Below are 24,535 nucleotides of genomic sequence, written 5' to 3'. Positions count from 1 at the left end.
GTATTCAGCACCCGACTCAGATCTTTAAGCTGCACCTCCACTCGATGCAACGTGACCTCCTGCTACATACTTATTAAATAACGACCTTGCGCCATACGCGGGCAATACATTGAACACAGCAAAACACATCTTTATCGCTATCTGAATGTAAATAATATTCAAAATATCATTGGTTTCCATCGTGCCATAAAACGCAATAAAGCAAAAAATAAAACTATCTATTATTACAGCAAAAAAGGTACTAAAAAACACTCGCAAAAATAAAAATCTTGAACTAGTCAACTCCTTTATCTTACACAACAAATAAGAATTTACATATTCAGAAAAAAGAAAGGATACGGATGAGGCTATCAACGCAGACGATACATGGCTGATAACCTCACCATAAGGTACATCAAGCTTCCAACTGGGTAATCCGGGGAGATAGCTACTGAGGGTTAGCAAAAGAAGAATAAATGCATTACTTACAAAGGCAAAAAATATAGCTCGCCTTGCAAGTTTAAGCCCATACGACTCGTTCAATAGATCAACAATTAAAAAAGTTAAGGGATAGAGAAAAACACCGGGCGTCACAACAACATCAAAATATTCCAAATAGACAAGCTTTGTTGCAGCGACGTTAGTAAAAATATAAATAGCAAACAACATTAAATTTAGAGCAACATAAGTCATCCAGGACCGTTCATGACGATCACTGACTTCATACGCAGTTAATACCGCCCCACCAGAATAAAATTTCCTATATACACCCTTAACTTCAACCCTACTTAAATCATCAAGCATCTCACTCTTCAGCAAATCACCAAGCTTTACCTTAATTATTTTCCCCGTGGAGACTATCATAATCGCAGCCAAGCCCTTGTTATTCTCAAACCCCAACAACTTGTATTTATTACTCACAGAAGAGTCACCCATTAAATCTTTCCTCTATTACCTCACCCACAACGCGAATAGCATCACTGTCAAAACAAGCGCCGCCAGTTAAAAATAACTTTTTTGTCGACTCATCGTATGCCAACACTTCCCTACCATCATTCGAAGGTCCTTTTTTCACTATCAAAAGATCACCTGGACCATTCACCTCGCTAATTTTACTCTCCAAAAGAACTCCAATTAAATTACAAGCAACTCCAAAATAATAAGTCAATGGATGAGTTGCAGCGAGCTCGCCGATTCTCTTGTCCATATTTTGAACAAGCAAACTTTCTTTAATTATGGGAACTGCCGCCGGATTCATATTCCCATGAAGTGAAATACTGCTTTCTACAATCTCCCTCTCTTCAAAATCAACCGTCTCTATTTCATGATAAGACACACCAAAAAAGTCGGAAATTTTGCGAATGGTAGACTGTTGAACATTGACAACTCTCCCTTCCAGAATGTTATAGATGGTCGTTCTGGTCAAACCACTGGAATTGCACAAAGACAGCTGTGTCTCTCCACGACTTTTTATCAAGTACTTGATATTACTCTTCAACCTTTCCGTTTTTTCTTTTTTCAACATTAAATCAACACCACTTTATCGCCAGGACAAAATACCTACAGAGGTAAATTTTGTGAGGGACCAGCATCTACACGCCCGTCCGCCGTACAAAAATAATATTGCAAGCGCAGCAAACAACCGTCAAATAATGTTTCACGAAAGCATTGCAAGAACAAGCTGACAGGCTCGACCTACCTGATTAAAGGATATTTCCTACAACCCATTAAGACCAATAGCGAAACTACTTACAGAATCAAAGAAGTCACTTCCAAGCATAAAAAATGAAGCATTTATTTACACAGATGTTCATTTATTTGATTAACAAATCTGAATTTTCTGGTAATAAATCCTCCACTCCGTTAATTCATGCATAACTAAAAACCATGGCTGATTGACGGGATTGGATTCGCACTTCACTTTTTGCAAGGAGCACCGCCATGAAAAAACCCACCCAAAACTCGCCTGATCCTTCAGCTTTCGAAACAGTCGATATTTCCAAGCTCTCGGAAATTACCGAACCTCTCGTTAGCGCCCGCCTGCGCAATCCAAAGCATCCGGACCCGGTCAGCCAGGTATTCACCATCGTCCCGGATGTGGACACGATATCCCTGCTCTGCCATGCCTGTGAGACCCTGGCCTCGCTTAACGTCATGAGCACTGACCTCGCCTGCGAACTCGAAAGCTCTCGCCGCAACGTTGCGCTGGCGATTCAGCAGATGGCTGTACTAGCCGAACTGTTAGTCAACCGAGCGCTGGACAATCTCGACCCACCCGGCGGCTTGCCTGAAAAATCGCCAAACAGCCATCGCTGAGTCGTCGCGTTTTTTTACCCAATGGAGATTTCTTGTCATGGATAGATACATGCCTGTCACTGGCATCGACTGCACCATCCCATCGTTGCTGATCGACACCCAAGCACCACTGGACGTGCTGCACGAAACCGCGGCTTACCGCATTCGTACCGCAACTCAACTGCTGGAAAGCTTTGCATCCAGCGAGGGTGTTCACAGTGAACTGGCGCGTGTGTTGGTGACATCACTGCGCGATGGCTGTGATTTGATGGATGTCGTCGGGCGACGGTTACGGGGGCAGCTTTCGGCGTAGAAAAACGGGGCGTCACGCACTGCGGCAAGCTGAACTACCTGCGCGGCGAGTTTCGGCAGATGAGCAACCAGTACGTGATGAACAACAATTTTGCGTTTGGTGGGGTGAATACTTCGTTGATATTCAAGCGCTGGGCGTAAGCAATATCTTTCTTTGTAGGAGCGAGCCCTGCTCGCGAAAGACGTCCGAACGCCGCGGTCATTCAGGCACCACGCGTTATCGTTGACGTCCATCGCGAGCAGGGCTCGCTCCTACAATGGTTTATGGCGGATCGAGTGTATTCAGCACCCGATTGACCGCCAGCTCTCCCAGCATGATCAATTGCTGGATCCCCACCAGGGTGTCGCTCTGCGACCCCTTCAGGTTCCTGGCGAAATCCATGGCCATCACGTTGGCGGAGGCCAGGGACACACAGGCGTGTTCCAGCAGGGTGTGGTTGTCGATAGCGGGGTCGATGAGGAAGATGCTGCTCGGCCGGTGTGGCGCGTGCGGACCGGTGTCCGGTGAATGTTCTGAATCGGTCATGATTGAGCGTCCTGTAGCAGATCGGGCCGACACCTCATCGCGACTGATCAAAAGGGTGGCAGCTGTACGCAGGTTAGTAGACCGGCCGATGTACCCCGGCGCGCCCGAAGACGCCCTGCGCACGGCTGCCATCAAGGGCAGGTACGGGAATACCTGCCTATCAGGAGCGCTAATGCGCTTACTTCGGAACGGGCTACTAAACCCGATCACTGACCATCAGTGACGCCGATCAAGTTAATGATGCCCCCCGAAGCGCACAAGCCGGCGGATTCTGGGGTAGTTGCAGGCAACGTCGCAAGGCGCTGTAGCCTATTCTGGGTAGTTCAGAAATGTCCCACGGGCAGCGGCGAAAAATCTGATCTGTAGGAGCGAGCTTGCTCGCGATGGTCCTTAACGATGACACGTGCTTCCTGGATGCACGCGGTGTTCTTTAGTCCATCGCGAGCAAGCTCGCTCCTACAGGGAATATTGTGTTCACACCGTCACGATTTCAACGGCTCAACCTTCCTCGTCAACAACTCCACAAACGCCCTCGCCATCGGCGATTTCTGATCCTTGCGCTGCACCAGCCACACCGCCGATACCGCCGCCGGGTCGAGCAACGGTCGATAGACCACGCCATCGATGCGCATTCGCTGGTAGGACGCCGGCAACACCGACACGCCCAAACCAGCCGCCACCAAGCCGATGATGGTCATCGCCTCGCCGGCCTCTTGGGCGAAGTGCGGGCTGAAGCCGGCGTCGCGGGCCAGGCTGAGAAGTTGTGCGTACAGGCCACTGCCGTAACTGCGCGGGAAAAATACGAAAGGCTCCAGAGCCAGGGCTGACAGGAACAAACCTTCTTCACTGTCCTTGACCAACGGGTGCTTGGCGCTGAGCACCGCCACCAGTGGCTCGCGCATCAACTCCACCACGCTGAGGGAGTCCGGCAGGCCCAATGGCCGCATGATGCCGACCTCGATCGATTCGTCCACCAGCGCATCGGCCACTTGGGTGCTGCTCATTTCCCGCAGGTTCAGGTGCACCGCTGGGAAACGCTGGCGAAACGAGAAAATCGCCTGGGGAATGGTCGAGTTGAACGGTGCCGACGAGGTGAAACCGATCTTCAATTCACCCAACTCACCCAACTGGGCCCGGCGGGCGACATCTGCCGCTTTGTCGACCTGGGCCAGCACCAGCCGCGCCTCTTCGAGAAACAGTCGACCGGCCTCGCTCAGCTCGACCCGACGATTGGTACGTTCGAATAGCCGCGCTCCGACCTCCTGTTCCAGCGCCTGAATCTGCTGGCTCAGCGGTGGCTGCGAGATGCCCAGCACTTGGGCGGCGCGGCCAAAATGCAGTTCTTCGGCGACGGCGATGAAGTAGCGTAGATGACGCAATTCCATGGGGTTTCCATTAGGTCGTAAAAGCTATCAAACAGGTCGAACAATATATTGGATTGAATCATTAGCCAGCTATATGCTTTTTTCATTGCCTGACCGGCTGCGCCCCTGCGAGGTCCAACGTGAAAACTGCTGTCGCCCCTCTTGCCCATGAGGTTCCACCTGCCGTACAGGACGATGTCGTCGCTGAACTCAAGGAGATCTACATCGAAAAAGGCACGCCGGCATTCATGCGCACGGTGCTGGCGCTGTTCTGCGGCGGCTTCGCGACCTTTGCCCTGCTGTACTGCGTGCAGCCGATGATGCCGCTGTTGTCCCACGAGTACTCGATCAACGCGGCGCAGAGCAGCCTGATCCTGTCGGTGGCCACTGGCATGCTCGCCATCGGCCTGCTGATCACCGGCCCCCTGTCAGACCGCGTCGGGCGTAAACCGGTAATGGTGGCGGCGTTGTTCGCCGCCGCGCTGTGCACCATTGCCAGTTCGATGATGCCGAGCTGGCACGGCGTGTTGCTGATGCGCGCGTTGATCGGCTTGTCGCTGAGTGGTTTGGCGGCGGTGGCCATGACCTACCTGAGCGAAGAAATTCACCCGCATCACATCGGCCTGGCGATGGGCCTGTACATCGGCGGCAACGCCATCGGCGGGATGAGCGGGCGACTGATTACCGGGGTGTTGATCGACTTCGTCAGTTGGCACACGGCCATGCTGGTGATCGGCGGCCTGGCACTGATTGCGGCGGCGGTGTTCTGGAAAATCCTCCCGGAATCGCGCAACTTCCGCGCCCGCTCGTTGCACCCGCGCAGCCTGCTCGATGGCTTCACCATGCACTTTCGCGACGCTGGCCTGCCGCTGCTGTTTCTCGAAGCCTTCGTGTTGATGGGCGCGTTCGTCACGCTGTTCAACTACATCGGCTATCGGCTGCTGGCCGAGCCGTACCACATGGAGCAAGCCTTCGTCGGGCTGCTGTCGGTGGTGTACCTGTCGGGTATCTACAGTTCGGCGAAAATCGGCTCGCTGGCCGACAAACTCGGCCGGCGCAAGGTGCTCTGGAGCACCATCGTGCTGATGCTCGCCGGTCTTGCCCTGACGATGTTCACCGCGCTGCCGCTGGTGATCTTCGGCATGCTGGTGTTCACTTTCGGTTTCTTCGCCGCCCACTCCGTGGCCAGCAGCTGGATCGGCCGCCGCGCCACCAAGGCCAAGGGCCAGGCATCGTCGTTGTACCTGTTCAGCTACTACGCCGGATCGAGCATTGCCGGCACGGCGGGCGGGGTGTTTTGGCACCTGGGCGGCTGGAACGGTATCGGTTTGTTCATCGGCGGGCTGCTGTTGGTGGCGCTGCTGGTCGCGCTGAAGCTGGCGAAGTTGCCGCCGTTGCCGGGCACCGGCGCGACTATCTGAGCACCATTCGCGCCTCCAGCACGGCGTCGCGCTTTTCCAGGGTCAGCGATTGCAGCGCAATACCGTCACGTTCGATGCGGTCCAGCCATGGCAGCAATGTCATGGCGTCGCCGCTGACGGTCAGGCGCAGCAGGTCGTTGTCGCTGTCCATCCGTTGCAACTCAAGCCCCGCCGTGGCCGCGCTTTCGCTGATGCGCAACGACAGGGGCTGATCGACCGGTGTTGGCCGATGGCTGGAAGGTCGCGCCTGTTGCAGTCGGGCCGCCAGCGCCAGCTGTTGTTGATACTGACGCTCGGCCGTCATCAGTCGTTGTTGCGTCGGCTGCCAGAGCAGACTGAACGCCGCGACACTCAGGACAAACACACCCAGCCCCCCAAGCAGCCGCTGCTCTCGAATGGACAGACGCGCCCAGCGTCGTAACGTCGCTGCTTTAAGCTCGTGTGGCTTCATGCCTCTTGCTCCACGGTCAGGGTTGCCTGGACACCGTTTTGGTTCTTGCTCGCGTTGTCGATGCGCACGGGCGTTCCCTGTTGCCGCCCACGCTCGCGCAGCAACTCCAGCTCGGCAAAGCTGTTGGCGGTCAGCTGGATTTTCCAGCCGTCACCCTGGCGAAACTCGATGCGCTGGACTTCGACCGGACTGGCGCCAATGACTTGCTCGACCAGATTGACCAGGCCGGCGATACGGCTGACCTGTGGCTTCGTGCCCTGGTTTTGCAGGGCACCGAGCTGGGCCGCCAGGTCGACGATGCGTGTCTGTTCCGGGTACAGCGCCTTGAACTGCTGTTCGTTGCGGCCGTGGAGCTCACGACCCTGGCTTTCGAGAAAGTGGATTCGCGCTTCGCTGGCGACCCAGTTCAGCGCCAACAGCAGCGCCAACGCCAACCCACCCAGGCGCCAAGGCAGACGTTTGCGCTGCCGGGCAAAATCACCGTGCAGCAGATTGATCGCCTGTGGCGATGCCTGGGTTAGCCATTGATCCGCATCGGCCATCTCCTGTCGCTCGTCACGCCACTGGATATCAAGGGGCAGCCCCGGTTTGAGCAGTGTCAGTCCATCCTCCGCCAACGTCAGACGAGCGGACAAACCGCCGCCGAGCATCCAGCGACCGAACCACCAGACGCCGAGCGCCTGGTCTTGCGGCAACCAGTCCGCATCGACGAAGACCGAACGCACTTCGATGCCCGCCTCCTTCAACAGCTGAAGCACGGCGGTGAAGCGTTCGCGGTTAATCACCATCACCGGATAACGCCCTTGCGGGTCGCGAGCGCCGATGCTCAGGTGCAGCTTTTCCAGGGATTCACCCAACTGCTCTTCAACGGCGAAGGCGATGGCTTGGGCGGCAGGTCGACGCCTGGAGGGCCAGGGCTCGCTGCGCACCCAGCTGCAGAGTTCCATGGGCAACAACAGGTCGACGGCTTGCCCCTTCAGTTCCGGCGCCGCCTGGTTCAGCGGCATGATCTGTCGTTGGCCGGTCGACGACCACACACAACTGGGCCAGTCGTGCGACGGCGCGGCCAGGCCTTCGGCCGTCAGGTAGAGCCAGGTTTTCATGGAATTCTCTCGTGGGGATTCGACGGCAGCACACGCCGTTGCAGGATCTTCAGTTGGCGTGTTTTAGGATCGCGTTCGACATCGGTGGCCAGGCGCAAACGGCTTTGCCCCTGGGTCACCTGGACCGTGATCCGGTACCAGCGGCTATCAATGCCCAGGCCATGGCTGCTCAAGCCCAAACCTTCAAGCATCGGGTCTTGGGTGAAGGCCTGAACGCTCGGCCAAGGCGTTATCGAGCGCTGGCGCAGCAACGCGGTTACCGTTGCCGCGTCGAGGCCGTCGATTGAACGCAAGACTACTTCCGGGGCCGTATTGATGTTCAGCGCGGCGTCTTTGGGCAACGTCGCGACCCAAGGTTCCAGCCGACGCAGCCGTTCACCGTCGACACCCGGCAACAGGCGCAGTTGACTCGTTTCTCGCAACGCGCCCACCTGCGCCAATGGCAGTGCGGGCAATTCGAGCAATTCCAGCAGGCGATGCCAGCGATTGAGCGTGACCTGATCAATCTGACCCTGAATCAACAGGGCATTGACGTTGAAACGCCCGGCCAGGTCCTCGACCGCTACCCGTACTTGCGTGTCTTCAACCTCGTAACCACGGACTGTTGCCCAATCCTGAGTCAGATCGACCGGGCTCCCTGCCGTTTGCCCGGCGTCCTGCAACCGCAGTAACGTCCAGGTTTCATTGGCCAGTGCGAGTTGCTTCAAGTGCATCTGCTGCAACTGCTGAGCGCTGCTTTGCAGCAACAGCCGATGGCTGCGCAGCACCCCGCCGATGATCAACAGGGCCAGGCTCATGACCAGCAAGACACTGATCAAGGCCATGCCACGCTGGCTCGTCTTCATGGCCAGGCCCCCGGCAACAACACCACCCGCCGAATCGACTCGAAACGACCTGTCGACAGTTGCACTTCCAGCGCCAGCGGGGTATCGGCCGCCTGGCCGGTCGGCCAATCGCTGCGCCAACCGGCCTGGCGATCGAACAGGCGCCAGCTCAAGTGCCGGACATCATCGAGCAGTTTTTGCCGCTGCTCGATCGGCGTGCCTTCGGCTCGACTGTCACGCCACAACACGCCGTTGTCGAGGCGATAGGTCAGCGTTTGTCGTTCGCTGCGCGCTTGATCCAGCGGGTTGCGCCAGTTGCCGCGCTGCCATTGCAGCTGTGTTTGCTCGAGCATGATCGGCTGTTCGGTGACGTGCAGCAGATCGCGCTCGATCACCGCCACGGCGCGTTGCAGACGCCTGAATTCACCTTCGTGGGTCATGGTGCTGCACTGAACACGCACCACTGCGTCGAACAGCGTCCAGCTGGCCAACCCCAACAGGGCGAAGATCGCCAAGGCGATCACCAACTCCAGCAAGGTGAACCCGGCCTGCCTATTCATGGCGATTGAGTATCCAGCCACTGGCGCGGTGCAGCACCTGCTCGCGACCGGCAAGGCTGACCTCGACATCGACTTCGAGCAGACGCGGGTCGCTGCCGTTGCGGGCGCGCTGACGCACGACCCAGTCACGCCGATCCATGTGCACAAGCCGCTGTTGCGGCCCTATGGCCGGCGTGGATTGCAGGTGCCATTCGGTCAACGCGTTGTCCGCCACCCACGCCGCGATCAGGCGCTCTTCCACCACTGCAGCCTGCTTCACGACGTATTGGCTCGCTGACAGAACGGCCGTCGCCAGGGTGGCGAATATCGCCAGGGCCACCATGATTTCCAGCAGGGTGAATCCTTCCATGCGAGGCAGGATCGACGGTCTAGCCATCGATCACCACCTCACTGATACCGTCGCTGGACAGGCTCAACCAGTCCCTGCCCCGGGTCTCGAACGTCAGGGTGAAGGTGCTGGTTTCATCGCTGCTGAGCATCAGCAATTGCGGAGGGCCTTCGTCGGCGCCGAGGCTCACGGAATAACCATCGTGTTTCAGGCGCAGGCGCAGATGGTCGGGCCATCGATGAAACGACGACACGGGTTCCCAGCCGCGCACACCGAGCCGCATCGCCCGGTAGCCGTCGGTACTCAGACGCACACCATGCTCCTGGCTTTCGAGCACCGCCTGCTGGCGTAGCTGTCCAATCATGCCCGCGAGCGCATCCGCTTCCTGCCTGGCCTGACGCGCCGGGTTCATGCCGGTGGCGAAACTCACCATGCCCACCAGCACGCCGATTAACACGATCACGATCATTAATTCCAGCAAGGTAAACCCCCTGCAGCGACGTGGCATGGTTCAACCACCCCAGTTGCCGATGTCTGCCCCATGCCCTTCGCCACCGACCACGCCGTCGGAACCCAGGGAGTACAAGTCATAGCCGCCATTGGCCGATTTCACGCCGGGGTTGAGGTACTGATAGGGCGTGTTCCACGGATCGACAGGCAGACTTTTCAAGTAGCCCTGAGGGTTCCAGTTGCGCGCCGCCGGGAGCCCGGACGGACGTTTGACCAAGGCCTCCAGGCCCTGCTGGGTCGAGGGATACTGGAAGTTGTCGAGGCGATACATTTCCAGGGCCGTGGCAATGGCCTGGATATCGACTTTGGCGGCGGTGACTTTGGCCTGGTCGGGGCGGCTCATGAACTGCGGCACCACGATGGCCCCGAGTATGCCGATGATGACCACCACCACCATGATTTCGATCAGGGTAAAACCGCGCTGGGATGTTCTGCGATGTAGGGCGTTCAAGGTCAATTCACCAATTGGTTGAGGCTGAGAATCGGGAGCAGGATGGCCAGCACAATGAGCAGCACGACGCCACCCATCAGCACGAGCATGGCCGGTTCGAACAGGCTCACCACCAGGGCGATGCGCGCTTCCAGGCTGCTTTCCTGTTGTTCGGCGGCGCGGGCCAGCATGCGGTCGAGTTCGCCGGCTCGTTCGCCACTGGCGATCATGTGCAGCATCATCGGCGGGATGTCACCGCTCAGTTCCAGGCCACGGGTCAGAGTCCCGCCTTCGCGGACCGAGCGGGCCACGTCGGCCATGCGTGCGCGGATGGTCAGGTTGCCGATGACGGCGGCGGCGATTTCCAGGGCGTCGACCAGCGGCACCGCACTTTTGCCGAGGATGGCCAGGGTGCTGGCGAACCGCGCGGCCTCCATCGCCCGCAGCACTTCGCCGATCACCGGCAGGTTCAGCATCAGGCGATGCCAGCGCAGCTGCCAGGTCGGCTGACGCAGGCTCCAGCGCCAGACACCCACCACCATCGCGATCACGCCGAGCAACATCAGGCCATGGCTGCGCAGCCCCTCGCTGGCACTGATCAGCGCTCGGGTCAGCCACGGCAGTGCCTGACCGCTGTCGACAAAAATCTTCACCACGTCCGGCACCACGTAACCGAGCAGAAAACCGACGATCACCACGCTGGCCAGCATCAGAATCGCCGGGTACACCAAGGCCATCTGGATCTTTTGCCGCGAGGCCTGACGCGCCTGGGTATAGGCGGCCAGTTGCTCCAGCACATGGCCCAAATGACCGGAGCGCTCCCCCGCGGCGACGGTGGCGCGGAACAGTTCGGGGAAGTCCTTGGGGAACCGGGCCAAGGCCATGGCCAGCGCATGGCCCTCCATCACTCGGCTCCGGACGGCCGACAACAGGCCGGCCACCCGACGTTTGGCACTCTGTTTGGCCACCGCATCGAGGGCTTCCTCCAGCGGCAGACCGGCCTGGACCAAGGTAGACAGTTGCAGTGTCAGCAACGCCAGGTCGGCGGCACTCAAACGACCGGTGCCAAACGAGGTCTTGGTGCCGGCAGTCACCCGGATCTCGCTCACGTCACGGGGCCACAAGCCGCGCTCGCGTAACAGCTGCCGGGCATGTCGAGGGCTGTCAGCCTCAAGCCGCCCCTTGCAGCGGCGGCCCTGGGCGTCGTCGGCGCGGTAGTCGAATGTCGGCATGCCTTAGTCCTCCCGAGTCACACGCAGTAACTCGTCGAGGCTGGTCAAGCCGTCGATCACCCGTTGCCGACCGTCCTGAAACAGGCTGTGCGATGCCTTGCGCGCCTCGCCGAGCAACGCCTGTTCGCTGCCCCCCTGATGAATCAGCGCAGAAATGGCCGGCGTCACACTGATCAATTCGTAGATGCCGATGCGCCCGCGATAACCGTGCTGGCACTGGTCACAACCCATGGCCCGGAACAGTTGTAAAGGCGCCGTCGCGTCATGCCCCAACCGCTGGCGGGTGGCTGTATCTGCGCTGTAAGGCGCCTTGCAATGTGGACACAGGGTGCGCAGCAGGCGTTGGGCCAGAATGCCCACCAGCGAAGAAGCCAGCAGGTAGGCGTCAACGCCCATGTCCACCAGCCGCGTGACCGCGCCGACCGCGCTGTTGGTGTGCAAGGTCGAGAGCACAAGATGACCGGTGAGCGAGGCCTGCACGGCGATTTCCGCCGTCTCGCGATCACGGATTTCGCCGACCATCACCACGTCCGGGTCCTGGCGCAGGATCGCCCGCAAACCACGGGCAAAGGTCATGTCCACCTTCGGATTGACCGGCATCTGGCCGACTCCCGGCAGGTGATATTCGATGGGGTCTTCGACGGTGAGGATGTTGCGCGTCTGGTCGTTCAGGCTGCTCAACGCGGCGTACAGACTGGTGGTCTTGCCGGAGCCCGTCGGCCCGGTGACCAGCAGGATGCCGTGGGGTTTGCCGAGCAGTTCGCGCAGGTCCGCCAGGGTCCCTTCCGGCATGCCCAGACGCTGCAATTCGAGGCGCCCGGCCTGCTTGTCGAGCAGGCGCAATACCACTCGTTCACCGTGCGCCGATGGCAGGGTCGAGACCCGCACGTCCACTTCATGCCCGGCCAGCCGCAGGGCCATGCGGCCATCCTGGGGTACGCGCTTTTCAGCGATATCCAGCCGCGCCATGACCTTGATCCGCGACACCAGCAGGGTCGCCAGTTCACGCCGTGGCCGGAGCATTTCGCGCAATTGCCCATCGACGCGCATGCGCACCGACAGGTACTGCTCGAAGGTTTCCAGGTGCACATCCGAGGCCTGTTCGCGTACCGCTTCGCTGAGCAGCGCGTTGATCAGGCGAATGATCGGCGCATCGCCCTGCTGTTCCAGCAAGTCGGCGGTTTGCGGCACCTGATCCACCAGACTGAGCAAGTCCAGGTCCTCATCCAGCCCTTGAGCGACCTGCTCTGCCGCGCTCTGACCTTCGCGGTACGCCGCTGCCAGACGTGCGGCAAATACCGGCGCTGGCAACAGCCGCAGCGGCAGTTCCCGACCGCATAGCCGCTGTGCTTCGGCCAGCGCGGTGAGCGGCGTATCGGCACGCAGCGCCAGCCCCCACTGGTCACCGTCACGCTCCAGCAAGACACCGAAACGCCGGGCGAACCCGAACGGCAGCAGCTCGCAGACATCGCTCACGCCGGTCATGGCGCACTCGTCGCTGGCTTGCGCAGATCGAACAGTGGCGCGTCGGAACCCGGCTCGAACAACTGACGCGCATCGGCCGGCAGCAGCAATGAGTTGTTGCCCTGCGCCCCTCGCTGACTCAAGTCATGCAGCGCGTTGTAACGCTGCTGGCTGACCTGGACCAGGTCCTCCTTGCTGCGCACGATGGTCGGTCGCAAAAACACCATCAGGTTGCTTTTGGTCTGGGTTTCCCGGTTCCAGCGGAACAGTGCGCCGAGATAGGGAATGTCGCGCAGCAGCGGCACACCGCTTTTCTGGGTGCGCACGCTGTCGCGGATCAGGCCGCCAATCACGATGATTTCGCCGTCGTCGGCGAGGATGGTGCTCTTGAGCGCTCGTTTGTTGGTGATCAGGTCCGAAGAGTCGATGCCCGATACCGAGGGCGCGATGTCCGAGACTTCCTGCTCGACCTCCAGGCGCAAGGTCGAGCCTTCATTGATGTACGGCTTGATCTTCAGGCTGATGCCCACATCCTTGCGTTCGACCGTGGTGAACGGGTTATCCGCGCCGCTGCTGTTGGTGGCGTAGGAACCGGTTTTGAACGGTACGTTCTGGCCGACGATGATTTCCGCTTCCTGGTTGTCCAGGGTCAACAGGCTCGGCGTGGACAAGAGGTTACTGCGGGTGTTGCTGGCCAGCGCCGAAATCAATGCGCCGAAACGGTCGCCTCCCAGACGCAACAGCGCACCTTCGGGTGCCGATTTTTTCTCGTCGAACGTCAGGCCGCCGACAATGGGAATGTCGGTGCCGGGGAAGTTGATGAAGCCTTTGGCGTCATCGGTGTTCAGGCCCCACTGCACACCCACGGCTTCGGCGATGTCGCCGGAAATTTCGACGATGGCCGCATGGATCAACACCTGCGCTCGCGGCTGATCCAACTGGCGCACGATGCTTTCGATGGTCCTGACCTGCGCCGGCTCGGCGATCAACACCAGCGCGTTCTGGCTTTCATCGGCCTTGATCATGAATGTCGCACTGGCGGCCGTTTCCTTGCTGCCGCTCAGGGTCGGTGCAGCTTTGCGGCCCTGGCCCATGGTTTCCAGAATCTCCGCCAATTGCCTGGCATCGCTGTGGCGCAGGCGGATCACCCGGGCGTTGTCAGGCAACTCGGTGGCAGGGATGTCGAGACGACGGGCCAGGCCCGCCAAGCGTTGGCGGACGGCAGCCGGGCCAATGAGAATCAGACGATTGGTTCGGGTATCCGCCAGCACCTGGATCGGCGTATCGGCAGTCCGTTTGCCCAGAGAGGCCTCCATCACCGGAGCCACGTCGCTGGCCTGGGCATGACGCAGTTGAACCACCGCATGCAGGCTGTTCTTTCCGGCATCCAGTTGCCGCACCACTTGGGTAATTCGTTGCACATTGGCGGTCGTGTCCGTGATCACCAGCGCATTGGCAGACGCCGAAGGCCCGACATAGCCGTTGGCCGACACCAAAGGCCGGACCAGACCGGCAATATCGTTGGCGCTGCTGGTGTTCAGCTCGATGACCCGGGTGACGAATTGCGAGGCCGTGGCATTTTTCGCCGAGCCGCTGGCGCGGGTCTTGGCGTCGGTCACTGGCGTGATCAGGATCCGGTCACCCTCGTCGATCACCGTGAAGTTGTGGGCGTCCAACACCGAGTAGAACAACCGGCGAACGCCCTCACGGTCGAGGGCCTGCCGGGACATCACGGTGATACGCCCGGAAACCCTGGGATCAAGCACCACGGTGGTGCCGAGAATGGAGGAGATCTCTTCGACAATGTCGCGCAGCTCGGCGTTGTTCATCGCCAGCTGCCACTTTTCTTCCGCGGCCGGAAGTGCGCCGGGAAGAGGCACGATCGCCAAAGCGACAAAGAGAAACATGGAGCGCAAGGCTTGCGCGCCAGTGAAACTGTTCATGGGTTTGATCACTCTGACGGCCCGATAATCGGGCGTAGATAACGCGTAGAAATAACGGGAGGTCGTGCATCGACAGGGGATTCGACTGGGCGCAGGAAATGCGCGACAGGTGGTTGCAGCGTCAATCGCTCCTCTCGTCCCTTGTTCCACAACACCACTTGATTGGCCTCGACGCGGCGCAGAACACTGCCACCGGGCAAGCGTTCGCCCACTTGATACATGCGTGGGCCTTGGGCATCGGTCAGCAAGGCACGGGATAAACCGCTGCTGACGACAAAGCTCGCTTGCAAGGTCAGCGGTTCGGCACTGGCAAGCAGCGCGGTTTGTGTCGTCAGGCCAAGCACGGTGGCCACTGCCGTGGCATCGAGAGTGTCACGCAGGGTGGCGGGGGCAGCCGTTACAGTGGTCACTGTCAGGGGGGGACGAACGAAGAATTCACGAAAGCGCCACTCCTGCCACGCCAGAAACACGCTGTAGCCCAGCGGCAAAATCAGCAGGCCAACGTTGCGCAGGCGTAAGCCGAAACGGGTAACCGTCATCAGTGAAAACGTCACGACTGGTTCACTTGATTATCCAACAGAAGAGTTCGCCTTCAGACGACCCTCAAGAGGTCGCCTGAAGTACTGCGGCGGGACTTAGAGCTTGTTCCACGCCATGTGCCAGTGCGCACCGACACCCGGCTCATAGCCGTTGGCGGTCGGGCTGTATTGCTTGCAGTAGCCCGATTCCGGGAACGGCTTGCATTCAAAGACTTCGTTGGTCTTTGGCTGCAGCACTTTGGTGCCGGCGGTGTAGTCGCTGATGCCTTCCGGGAACACGAAGTCATAGTCGGCACCGGCGCCATCACCGGTCAGTTGGGTGGCCTGGGTGTCCTGGCGAGTGGTGCGGCCATCCAGGGTGGTGCCGACCAGCGTCAGGGTGTGTTTGCCCGGGTTGCTGCGCACATCCAGGGTCAGCGATGTCGAGCCGCTGTCGACCTGTGCCGAGGTGGATCCGACCAGCTTGTTGTGCTCGTCGTGCAGGGTCGCCTCGACGTTCATCTTGCGGTTGGCAATCATGCTGAACTCGACCTTGGCCTGGCCTTTGTCCAGAACGTATTCCGGTTGCTGGGCCGCCACCGCCATGCGCGCGGCAGCGTCTTCCCTCATGTCCAGCTGCACTTCGTAGCGGATTACGCCACTTTCTTTCTGCGCATACAGGCTGTTGTTGCCCTTGACCGGCTCAATGGTTCCGTTTTCATCGCGAACGCCAGCCCGGACCAGGGTGTGAGCCTTGTTGATGGCTTCGGCCAGCTTGAACGACCAATTGTTTGGCGAACCTTCTTCGGCGTTATCGATGGAGATTTCAACGCTGTAGTTCGAGCTCTCGCCGTTGGCGGAGAAGGCACGGGCCTTGACCTTGTCACCCGCCAGCAACTGGGTCGAAGGCGCGATGCCGCCCACGGAAGACCAGCCGCCCGGCAACTCAGGCTCGGCAATGATGTTCACGTCCGCCGCGTTGTAAAACGCCGCATCGGTATCACCGACGGTCCAGATCGCCAGAATTACGTGGTGACCGTTTTTGTCCGCGGGGATGTTGCAGTTGTGCTTGGCGCCGGACTCCGGCTTCTGATTGCCGCCGTCGATGGTGCAGAACGGCGTGCTTTCGAAGGTGGCGCGTTTGAGCGCTTCGTTCGGGTTCCAGTTGTTGCGGGTAATGAAGTATTCATGCTTGGTGGCCGGGTGCACAGCCGTGTAGCGCCACTGGAAATCGATGTTGCGGTCCTTGATTTCCGTCAGGTGCCAACGCGTGGCGGACTGAGCGTCCAGGGCGGAGAACAGCGAGTGGCCACCACTCGGGATCTTGCCGTCGACCGGTCCTTGCAAAGGCGCACCACCGACACCGGCCGGAAAGCCCTTGAAGGTTTCGCCGACGCTTTGTGGTTCGTATTGCGCGCCGCCACAGTTGGTGTTCAAGCCTTTCTGGCAAGCCAGTGCGCGCGAAGGCGGTACTTCCAGATAACCGTGAGCGGAAGCACTTTGGGATGCCAACATTGCCGATAACAGGATCATTGAGGAGGTGCAGGCAGCGAACGCACTTCCCTTATAAGACGTATTTTTCATCAAATGAATTCCAGACTACTTATCGAAGATCAAGACGCGCAGAACGGGCGCCGATTTTTGCGACATTGCTCAGCGAGGGGCTGCGCAAGGGTCCGAAACCTTACTTGGATAAATTCGTTTTCTATGTAGGGAAAATCTCTGCTTACCGCAGGATCAGTCTCTATGCGCCTACATCCGACAAGAAATGAAAAACTTCTTACAAGAAGCTCCCCCTCGACTAAACACGAAGTTGAAAGACATAAAAAAAGCCTGTCCGGCACCAGGCCGGACAGGCTTCTGATCATTGCAGAATCAGTTACTCGTGATACTGCGCCGACAACTCATGCACCGCGCGCAGGAAGGCACCCGCGTGTTCCGGGTCGACTTCCGGCGTGATGCCGTGACCGAGGTTGAACACGTGACCACTGCCTTTGCCGTAGCTGGCGAGAATGCGCCCGACTTCAGTGCGGATCGCTTCTGGCTTGGCGTAAAGCACGGTCGGGTCCATGTTGCCCTGCAGCGCGACTTTGCTGCCGACACGCTCACGGGCGTTGCCGATGTCGCATGTCCAGTCCAGGCCCAGTGCATCAGCACCGGCGTCGGCGATGCTTTCCAGCCACAGGCCGCCGTTCTTGGTGAACAGGATCACCGGCACCTTGCGACCTTCGTGCTCGCGGATCAGTCCGCTGACGATTTTGCGCATGTAGGCCAGGGAGAACTCCTGATAGGCCGCCGCAGAGAGGTTGCCGCCCCAGGTGTCGAAGATCTGCACCGCTTGCGCACCGGCCATGATCTGGCCGTTGAGGTAGCTGGTGACCGACTGCGCGAGCTTGTCCAGCAGCAGGTGCATGGCTTGCGGGTTGTCGTAGAGCATGGCTTTGGTCTTGCGGAAGTCTTTCGACGAGCCGCCTTCGACCATGTAGGTGGCCAGGGTCCACGGGCTGCCGGAGAAGCCGATCAGCGGCACCCGGCCGTTCAGTTCGCGGCGGATGGTGCTGACCGCGTCCATTACGTAGCCAAGGTCTTTCTGCGGATCGGGAATCGGCAAGGCTTCGATGTCGGCCAGGGTGCTGACAACTTTTTTGAAACGTGGACCTTCGCCGGTTTCAAAGTACAGGCCTTGGCCCATGGCATCGGGGATGGTCAGGATGTCGGAAAAGAGGATCGCCGCATCCAGTTGTGGATAACGATCAAGCGGCTGCATCGTGACTTCACAAGCGAACGACGGGTTCATGCACAGGCTCATGAAATCGCCGGCCTTGGCTCGGCTGGCGCGGTATTCCGGCAGGTAGCGACCGGCCTGACGCATCATCCACACGGGAGTGACGTCTACGGGTTGCTTGAGCAGGGCGCGGAGGAAACGGTCGTTCTTCAGGGCAGTCATGTCGGCATCCGGAAAAAAAGTGCGGGCATTTTCTCAGAGCCGGGCGCAAAAGGCACGGATGCAGGTCAGCCTTTTGTCTATCGGGTCAATTTGTCGCGGTGAAATGCAGGTTTTGCAGCAGCACAAAACACTGTGGGAGCTGGCTTGCCGGCGATGCAGACACCTCGGTTTGTCAGGTAGACCGAGGTGCTGCTATCGCTGGCAAGCCAGCTCCCACAGGTATTGCGTTGCAGCCAGTTGGACGCGGGTTAGACGCCCAGGTAATCCAGGATCCCTTCAGCCGCATTACGGCCTTCGAAGATCGCCGTCACCACCAGGTCGGAACCGCGGACCATGTCGCCACCGGCGAAGATCTTCGGGTTGCTGGTCTGGTGCTTGTACTGACCCTGCTCAGGCGCGACAACGCGGCCCTGGCTGTCGGTCTGGATGCTGAACTGTTCGAACCACGGCGCCGGGCTCGGACGGAAACCGAAGGCGATGACCACGGCATCGGCCGGGATGATCTCTTCGGAACCCGGGATCGGCTCAGGGCTGCGACGGCCGCGGGCGTCCGGTTCGCCGAGACGGGTCTCGACCACTTTCACGCCTTCGACCTTGTCTTCGCCGACGATGGCGATCGGCTGGCGGTTGTAGAGGAATTTCACGCCTTCTTCCTTGGCGTTCTTCACCTCTTTGCGCGAGCCCGGCATGTTGGCTTCGTCGCGGCGATAAGCACAGGTCACCGACTTGGCGCCCTGGCGGATCGACGTACGGTTGCAGTCCATCGCCGTGTCACCACCACCCAGTACCACGACCTTCTTGCCTTTCATGTCGACGAAATCTTCCGGCGACTTTTCAAAGCCCAGGTTGCGGTTGACGTTGGCGATCAGGAAGTCCAGTGCGTCGTACACACCCGGCAGGTCCTCACCGGCAAAGCCGCCCTTCATGTAGGTGTAGGTGCCCATGCCCATGAAGACCGCATCGTATTCTTCGAGCAGTTGCTCCATGGTGATGTCCTTGCCCACCTCGGTGTTGAGGCGGAACTGGATACCCATGCCGGTGAAGACTTCGCGGCGATTGCTCAACACGGTCTTTTCCAGCTTGAACTCGGGGATGCCGAAGGTCAGCAGACCGCCGATTTCCGGGTTCTTGTCGAACACCACCGGGGTCACGCCACCGCGCACCAGCACGTCGGCACAACCCAGGCCCGCCGGGCCCGCACCGATGATCGCGACGCGCTTGCCGGTCGGCTTGACCTTGGACATGTCCGGACGCCAGCCCATGGCGAACGCGGTGTCGGTGATGTACTTCTCCACCGAACCGATGGTGACCGCGCCGAAACCGTCGTTAAGGGTGCAGGCACCCTCGCACAGACGATCCTGCGGGCACACCCGGCCGCAGACTTCCGGCAGGGTGTTGGTCTGGTGCGACAGCTCGGCGGCCTGGAGGATGTTGCCCTCGGCCACCAGTTTCAGCCAGTTGGGAATGAAGTTGTGCACCGGGCACTTCCATTCGCAATACGGGTTACCGCAACCCAGGCAGCGGTGGGCCTGGTCGGCCGACTGCTGGGGTTTGAACGGTTCGTAGATTTCCACGAACTCTTTCTTGCGTTGACGCAACAGTTTCTTCTTCGGATCCTTGCGCCCGACCTCGATGAACTGGAAGTCATTATTCAGACGTTCAGCCATTGTTAAAACCTCATCAAACTCTTCAGGCGCATATCACTGCGGGTTGGCACGGGTGCTGGAAAGCAACGATTTCAGGGAGGCAGCCTTGGGCTTGACCAGCCAGAAACGGCGCACGTAATCGTCGAGGTTTTCGGCGAGCTCACGACCCCACTCGCTGTCGGTTTCCTCGACGTACTCGTTCAGCACGCGCTGCAAGTGGCTACGGTAGGCTTCCATCGCCTCGCCGCTGATCCGCTGGATTTCCACCAGTTCGTGGTTGACCCGGTCAACGAAGGTGTTGTCCTGGTCGAGCACGTAGGCGAAACCACCGGTCATGCCTGAGCCGAAGTTGTAACCGGTCTTGCCCAGAACACAGACGAAACCACCGGTCATGTACTCGCAGCAGTGATCGCCAGTGCCTTCCACGACGGTGTGGGCACCGGAGTTACGCACGGCGAAACGCTCACCCGCGGTGCCGGCGGCGAACAGCTTGCCGCCCGTGGCGCCGTACAGGCAGGTGTTGCCGATGATGGCACTGTCCTGAGTCTTGTAGACGCTGCCCTTCGGCGGAACGATGACCAGCTTGCCACCGGTCATGCCCTTGCCGACGTAGTCGTTGGCATCGCCTTCCAGGTACATGTTCAGACCACCGGCGTTCCACACGCCGAAGCTCTGACCGGCAGTCCCTTTGAAACGGAACGTGATCGGCGCATTCGCCATGCCTTGGTTGCCGTGCTTGCGGGCGATTTCGCCGGAGATCCGCGCGCCGATGGAACGGTCGCAGTTGCAGATATCCAGGGCGAATTCGGCGCCGCTCAGGTCGTTGATCGCCGAGGTGGCCATGTCGACCATTTTCTCGGCCAGCAGGCCCTTGTCGAACGGCGGGTTACGGTCCACGCCGCAGAACTGTGGCTTGTCCGCCGGCACGTGATCGCTGCCCAGCAACGGGGTCAGGTCCAGGTGATGCTGCTTGGCGGTCTGTCCTTCGATGATTTCCAGCAGATCGGTACGGCCGATCAGCTCTTCGAGGGAGCGCACACCCAGCTTGGCCAGCCACTCACGGGTTTCTTCGGCGACGTAGGTGAAGAAGTTCACCACCATGTCGACGGTGCCGATGTAGTGATCCTTGCGCAGCTTCTCGTTCTGGGTCGCAACGCCGGTAGCGCAGTTGTTCAAGTGGCAGATGCGCAGGTATTTGCAGCCCAGGGCGATCATCGGCGCGGTGCCGAAGCCGAAGCTTTCAGCGCCGAGGATGGCAGCCTTGATCACGTCGAGGCCGGTTTTCAGGCCGCCGTCGGTCTGTACCCGAACTTTGCCGCGCAGATCGTTGCCACGCAGGGTCTGGTGGGTTTCGGCCAGGCCGAGTTCCCACGGGGCGCCCGCGTATTTGATCGAAGTCAGCGGCGACGCACCGGTCCCGCCGTCGTAGCCGGAGATGGTGATCAAGTCCGCGTAGGCCTTGGCCACACCGGCAGCGATGGTGCCGACGCCCGCTTCTGCTACCAGCTTCACCGAGACCAGCGCTTTCGGGTTGACTTGTTTCAGGTCGAAAATCAGCTGCGACAAGTCTTCGATCGAGTAGATGTCGTGGTGCGGCGGCGGCGAAATCAGGGTCACGCCCGGCACTGCATAACGCAGCTTGGCGATCAGACCGTTGACCTTGCCGCCTGGCAGTTGACCGCCCTCGCCCGGCTTGGCGCCCTGGGCGACCTTGATCTGCAGCACTTCGGCATTGACCAGGTATTCCGGGGTCACGCCAAAACGGCCAGTGGCAACCTGCTTGATTTTCGAGCTCTTGATGGTGCCGTAGCGCGCCGGGTCTTCGCCGCCTTCACCGGAGTTGGAACGCGCACCGAGGCGGTTCATGGCTTCGGCCAGGGCTTCGTGAGCTTCCGGCGACAGGGCGCCCAGGGAGATACCGGCGGAGTCAAAGCGCTTGAGCACCGATTCCAGCGGTTCGATCTCGCTGATGTCCAGCGGCGTGTCGAGGGTTTTGACTTTCAGCAGGTCGCGGATCATCGACACCGGGCGGTTGTCCACCAGCGACGTGTATTCCTTGAACTTGCTGTAGTCACCCTGTTGCACGGCGGCTTGCAGGGTGTTGACCACGTCCGGGTTGTACGCGTGATATTCGCCACCGTGGACGAACTTCAGCAGGCCGCCTTGCTGGATCGGCTTGCGCGGGCTCCAGGCTTCGGTGGCCAGGGCTTTCTGCTCGGCTTCGATGTCGACGAAACGCGCACCCTTGATGCGGCTTGGCACGCCACGGAAGCTCAGGTTGCAGACTTCCTCGGACAGGCCGATGGCTTCGAACAACTGCGCGCCACGGTACGACGTGATGGTCGAGATACCCATCTTCGAGAGGATCTTGAGCAAGCCCTTGGTGATGCCTTTACGGTAGTTCTTGAACACCTCGTAGAGGTCGCCCAGCACTTCACCGGTACGGATCAGGTCACCCAGCACTTCGTAAGCCAGGAACGGATAAACGGCAGAGGCACCGAAACCGATCAACACGGCGAAGTGATGCGGGTCACGCGCTGTCGCGGTTTCCACCAGGATGTTGGAGTCGCAACGCAGGCCTTTTTCGGTCAGGCGATGGTGCACCGCGCCGGTGGCCAGGGAAGCGTGGATCGGCAGTTTGCCCGGGGCGATGTGACGGTCACTCAGCACGACCTGGGTACGACCGGCGCGCACGGCTTCTTCAGCCTGATCGGCAACGTTGCGGATCGCCGCTTCGAGGCCGACGCTTTCGTCGTAGTTCAGATCGATGATCGCGCGCTCGAAGCCCGGACGATCGAGGTTCATCAGCGAACGCCACTTGGCCGGGGAAATGACCGGCGAGCTGAGGATCACGCGCGAGGCGTGTTCCGGCGACTCCTGGAAAATGTTGCGCTCGGCACCGAGGCAGATTTCCAGCGACATGACGATGGCTTCACGCAACGGGTCGATCGGCGGGTTGGTCACCTGCGCGAACTGCTGGCGGAAATAGTCGTACGGCGTGCGCACGCGCTGGGACAGCACGGCCATCGGCGTATCGTCGCCCATGGAGCCCACGGCTTCGTAGCCTTGCTCGCCGAGCGGACGCAGCACCTGGTCGCGCTCTTCGAACGTGACCTGGTACATCTTCATGTATTGCTTGAGCTGGTCGACGTCGTAGAACGCCGAACCGTGGTCGTTGTCTTCCATGGTCGCCTGGATGCGCAGGGCGTTCTTGCGCAGCCATTGCTTGTACGGATGACGAGACTTCAGGCGGTTGTCGATGGCATCGGTGTCGAGGATCTGACCGGTTTCGGTGTCCACGGCAAAGATCTGGCCAGGGCCCACACGGCCCTTGGCGATCACGTCTTCAGGCTGGTAGTTCCAGACGCCGATTTCCGAAGCCAGGGTGATGAAGCCGTTCTTGGTGGTGACCCAACGCGCCGGACGCAGACCGTTACGGTCGAGCAGGCACACCGCGTAGCGACCATCGGTCATGACCACGCCGGCCGGGCCGTCCCACGGCTCCATGTGCATCGAGTTGTACTCATAGAACGCACGCAGATCCGGGTCCATGGTCTCGACGTTCTGCCACGCAGGCGGAATGATCATCCGCACGCCACGGAACAGGTCGATGCCACCGGTGACCATCAGCTCGAGCATGTTGTCCATGCTGGAGGAGTCGGAACCGACGCGGTTGACCAGCGGGCCGAGCTCTTCCAGGTCCATCAAATCGTTGGTGAACTTGGTGCGACGGGCCACGGCCCAGTTGCGGTTGCCGGTGATGGTGTTGATCTCGCCGTTGTGCGCCAGGAAGCGGAACGGTTGAGCCAGCGGCCATTTCGGCAGGGTGTTGGTGGAGAAGCGCTGGTGGAACACGCAAATCGAGGTTTGCAGGCGCTCATCGCTCAGGTCTGGATAGAAGGCGGTCAAGTCCGCCGGCATCATCAGGCCTTTATAAATGATGGTCTTGTGGGAAAAGCTGCAGACGTAGTGATCGACGTCGGCGGCGTTGGCCACGGACGAGCGACGACGGGAAGTGAACAGCTTGACGGCCATGTCCTGGTCGCTCAGGCCTTCACCGCCGATGTACACCTGCTCGATCTGCGGCAGGCGCTCAAGGGCCAGGCGGCCGAGGACGCTGGTATCAATCGGCACTTTGCGCCAGCCGACCAACTGCAGGCCGGCGGCCAGGATCTCGCGGTTCATGTTCTCGCGAGCGGCTTCGGCTTTGACCGGGTCCTGGTTGAAGAAGACCATGCCCACGGCATATTGCTTGGGCAGTTCGACGCCGAACGTTTCCTGGGCGATGGCTCGCAGGAACACGTCCGGCTTTTGAATCAGCAGACCGCAACCGTCACCGGTCTTGCCGTCGGCATTAATCCCACCGCGGTGGGTCATGCAGGTCAGGGCCTCGATGGCCGTTTGCAAAAGGGTATGACTGGGCTCGCCCTGCATATGAGCTATCAGGCCGAAACCGCAGTTATCCTTGAATTCATCTGGTTGGTACAGACCTGCTTTCATAGACACTTTCTCACCAGGCTGCCTCTTATCGAGGCAAATTTCTTTTTAATTCAACCACTTACCATCCACGCCGAACGTACGCCGGCTTTGCGGGGGCAAAAGGGAGGTCATTGTACACACCGTCACTTGGCCTCACAAATTTGACGACGAAATGTCGCAAATTCATGTCGCATTTGTGAAAG

At 59.7% G+C, this 24,535-nt stretch carries 22 protein-coding genes; 3 read left to right on the top strand and 19 right to left on the bottom strand.

From position 1 onward, the window contains the following. Positions 1–24: 24 nt before the first annotated feature. Together ACX3YD_RS18125 and ACX3YD_RS18120 are read right to left on the bottom strand one after the other, a co-directional pair. Positions 25–915: a queuosine precursor transporter gene (locus tag ACX3YD_RS18125; protein ID WP_458960660.1), complete on the bottom strand. Its 891-nt coding sequence runs from the start codon at positions 913–915 to the stop codon at positions 25–27. After that, on the bottom strand, positions 908–1,504 hold the full coding sequence (locus ACX3YD_RS18120) for a helix-turn-helix transcriptional regulator (protein ID WP_458960659.1): 597 nt from the start codon (positions 1,502–1,504) through the stop codon (positions 908–910). Before ACX3YD_RS18120 ends, ACX3YD_RS18125 begins: the two co-directional genes overlap by 8 nt. 416 nt (positions 1,505–1,920) lie before the next feature. Between ACX3YD_RS18120 and ACX3YD_RS18115 the strand changes: the two genes are divergently transcribed. After that, complete coding sequence (locus ACX3YD_RS18115; RefSeq protein WP_458960658.1) at positions 1,921–2,295, top strand: DUF6124 family protein; 375 nt, start codon at positions 1,921–1,923, stop codon at positions 2,293–2,295. A 37-nt stretch (positions 2,296–2,332) separates the two neighbouring features. Further along, a complete protein-coding gene (locus ACX3YD_RS18110; protein WP_458960657.1) occupies positions 2,333–2,587 on the top strand; it encodes a hypothetical protein in 255 nt (84 codons plus the stop codon). Positions 2,588–2,848: 261 nt separating this feature from the next. Here the strand turns inward: ACX3YD_RS18110 and ACX3YD_RS18105 are convergent, their stop codons facing one another. Next, on the bottom strand, positions 2,849–3,112 hold the full coding sequence (locus ACX3YD_RS18105) for a DUF6124 family protein (protein WP_103404495.1): 264 nt from the start codon (positions 3,110–3,112) through the stop codon (positions 2,849–2,851). A 482-nt stretch (positions 3,113–3,594) separates the two neighbouring features. Continuing rightward, the gene (locus tag ACX3YD_RS18100) at positions 3,595–4,497 is read right to left on the bottom strand and encodes a LysR family transcriptional regulator (RefSeq protein WP_103404494.1); all 903 of its coding nucleotides are present in this window, start codon (positions 4,495–4,497) and stop codon (positions 3,595–3,597) included. A gap of 119 nt (positions 4,498–4,616) precedes the next feature. Between ACX3YD_RS18100 and ACX3YD_RS18095 the strand changes: the two genes are divergently transcribed. Continuing rightward, positions 4,617–5,897, top strand: coding sequence for an MFS transporter (locus ACX3YD_RS18095; RefSeq protein WP_047536509.1), 1,281 nt, complete (start codon positions 4,617–4,619; stop codon positions 5,895–5,897). On the opposite strand, the gene gspM is transcribed toward ACX3YD_RS18095, so the two are convergent. The 15 genes from gspM to gltB all read right to left on the bottom strand — a co-directional run bounded on the left by gspM (position 5,890) and on the right by gltB (position 24,353). After that, a complete protein-coding gene (gspM, locus tag ACX3YD_RS18090; RefSeq protein WP_458960656.1) occupies positions 5,890–6,348 on the bottom strand; it encodes a type II secretion system protein GspM in 459 nt (152 codons plus the stop codon). The genes ACX3YD_RS18095 and gspM overlap by 8 nt on opposite strands. Next, a complete protein-coding gene (gspL, locus tag ACX3YD_RS18085; protein ID WP_458960655.1) occupies positions 6,345–7,451 on the bottom strand; it encodes a type II secretion system protein GspL in 1,107 nt (368 codons plus the stop codon). Before gspL ends, gspM begins: the two co-directional genes overlap by 4 nt. Further along, entirely contained in the window at positions 7,448–8,296 is an 849-nt protein-coding gene (locus ACX3YD_RS18080; protein WP_458960654.1) for a type II secretion system protein GspK, read from the bottom strand. Before ACX3YD_RS18080 ends, gspL begins: the two co-directional genes overlap by 4 nt. After that, positions 8,293–8,835, bottom strand: a complete 543-nt coding sequence (gene gspJ, locus ACX3YD_RS18075; RefSeq protein ID WP_458960653.1) for a type II secretion system minor pseudopilin GspJ — start codon at positions 8,833–8,835, stop codon at positions 8,293–8,295. Before gspJ ends, ACX3YD_RS18080 begins: the two co-directional genes overlap by 4 nt. Continuing rightward, complete coding sequence (gene gspI / locus ACX3YD_RS18070; RefSeq protein ID WP_458960652.1) at positions 8,828–9,211, bottom strand: type II secretion system minor pseudopilin GspI; 384 nt, start codon at positions 9,209–9,211, stop codon at positions 8,828–8,830. Before gspI ends, gspJ begins: the two co-directional genes overlap by 8 nt. Continuing rightward, positions 9,204–9,671: a type II secretion system minor pseudopilin GspH gene (gene gspH, locus ACX3YD_RS18065; protein ID WP_047536498.1), complete on the bottom strand. Its 468-nt coding sequence runs from the start codon at positions 9,669–9,671 to the stop codon at positions 9,204–9,206. Before gspH ends, gspI begins: the two co-directional genes overlap by 8 nt. Positions 9,672–9,674: 3 nt before the next feature. Continuing rightward, positions 9,675–10,124: a type II secretion system major pseudopilin GspG gene (gene gspG, locus ACX3YD_RS18060; RefSeq protein WP_103404488.1), complete on the bottom strand. Its 450-nt coding sequence runs from the start codon at positions 10,122–10,124 to the stop codon at positions 9,675–9,677. Positions 10,125–10,126: 2 nt separating this feature from the next. Next, positions 10,127–11,335, bottom strand: a complete 1,209-nt coding sequence (gspF, locus tag ACX3YD_RS18055; RefSeq protein WP_458960651.1) for a type II secretion system inner membrane protein GspF — start codon at positions 11,333–11,335, stop codon at positions 10,127–10,129. A 3-nt stretch (positions 11,336–11,338) separates the two neighbouring features. Next, positions 11,339–12,820: a type II secretion system ATPase GspE gene (gspE, locus tag ACX3YD_RS18050; RefSeq protein WP_458960650.1), complete on the bottom strand. Its 1,482-nt coding sequence runs from the start codon at positions 12,818–12,820 to the stop codon at positions 11,339–11,341. Further along, on the bottom strand, positions 12,817–14,742 hold the full coding sequence (gene gspD / locus ACX3YD_RS18045; protein ID WP_458960649.1) for a type II secretion system secretin GspD: 1,926 nt from the start codon (positions 14,740–14,742) through the stop codon (positions 12,817–12,819). The genes gspE and gspD overlap by 4 nt, the downstream gene beginning before the upstream one ends. Before the next feature lie 8 nt (positions 14,743–14,750). Beyond that, positions 14,751–15,281, bottom strand: a complete 531-nt coding sequence (locus ACX3YD_RS18040; protein ID WP_458962059.1) for a type II secretion system protein N — start codon at positions 15,279–15,281, stop codon at positions 14,751–14,753. Positions 15,282–15,377: 96 nt separating this feature from the next. Beyond that, positions 15,378–16,844: an N-acetylglucosamine-binding protein GbpA gene (gbpA, locus tag ACX3YD_RS18035; RefSeq protein ID WP_458960648.1), complete on the bottom strand. Its 1,467-nt coding sequence runs from the start codon at positions 16,842–16,844 to the stop codon at positions 15,378–15,380. A gap of 295 nt (positions 16,845–17,139) precedes the next feature. Beyond that, entirely contained in the window at positions 17,140–18,207 is a 1,068-nt protein-coding gene (gene hemE / locus ACX3YD_RS18030; RefSeq protein WP_047536484.1) for a uroporphyrinogen decarboxylase, read from the bottom strand. A 248-nt stretch (positions 18,208–18,455) separates the two neighbouring features. Then, positions 18,456–19,874, bottom strand: a complete 1,419-nt coding sequence (locus ACX3YD_RS18025; protein ID WP_103404481.1) for an FAD-dependent oxidoreductase — start codon at positions 19,872–19,874, stop codon at positions 18,456–18,458. Between the two features lie 33 nt (positions 19,875–19,907). Next, positions 19,908–24,353, bottom strand: coding sequence for a glutamate synthase large subunit (gltB, locus tag ACX3YD_RS18020; protein WP_103404480.1), 4,446 nt, complete (start codon positions 24,351–24,353; stop codon positions 19,908–19,910). Positions 24,354–24,535 lie beyond the last annotated feature (182 nt).

This window comes from Pseudomonas fluorescens group sp. PF-1, from assembly GCF_054481335.1.
The sequence above is the reverse complement of the archived record's forward strand: the minus strand, read 5'-3'. Positions and strand labels throughout refer to the sequence as shown.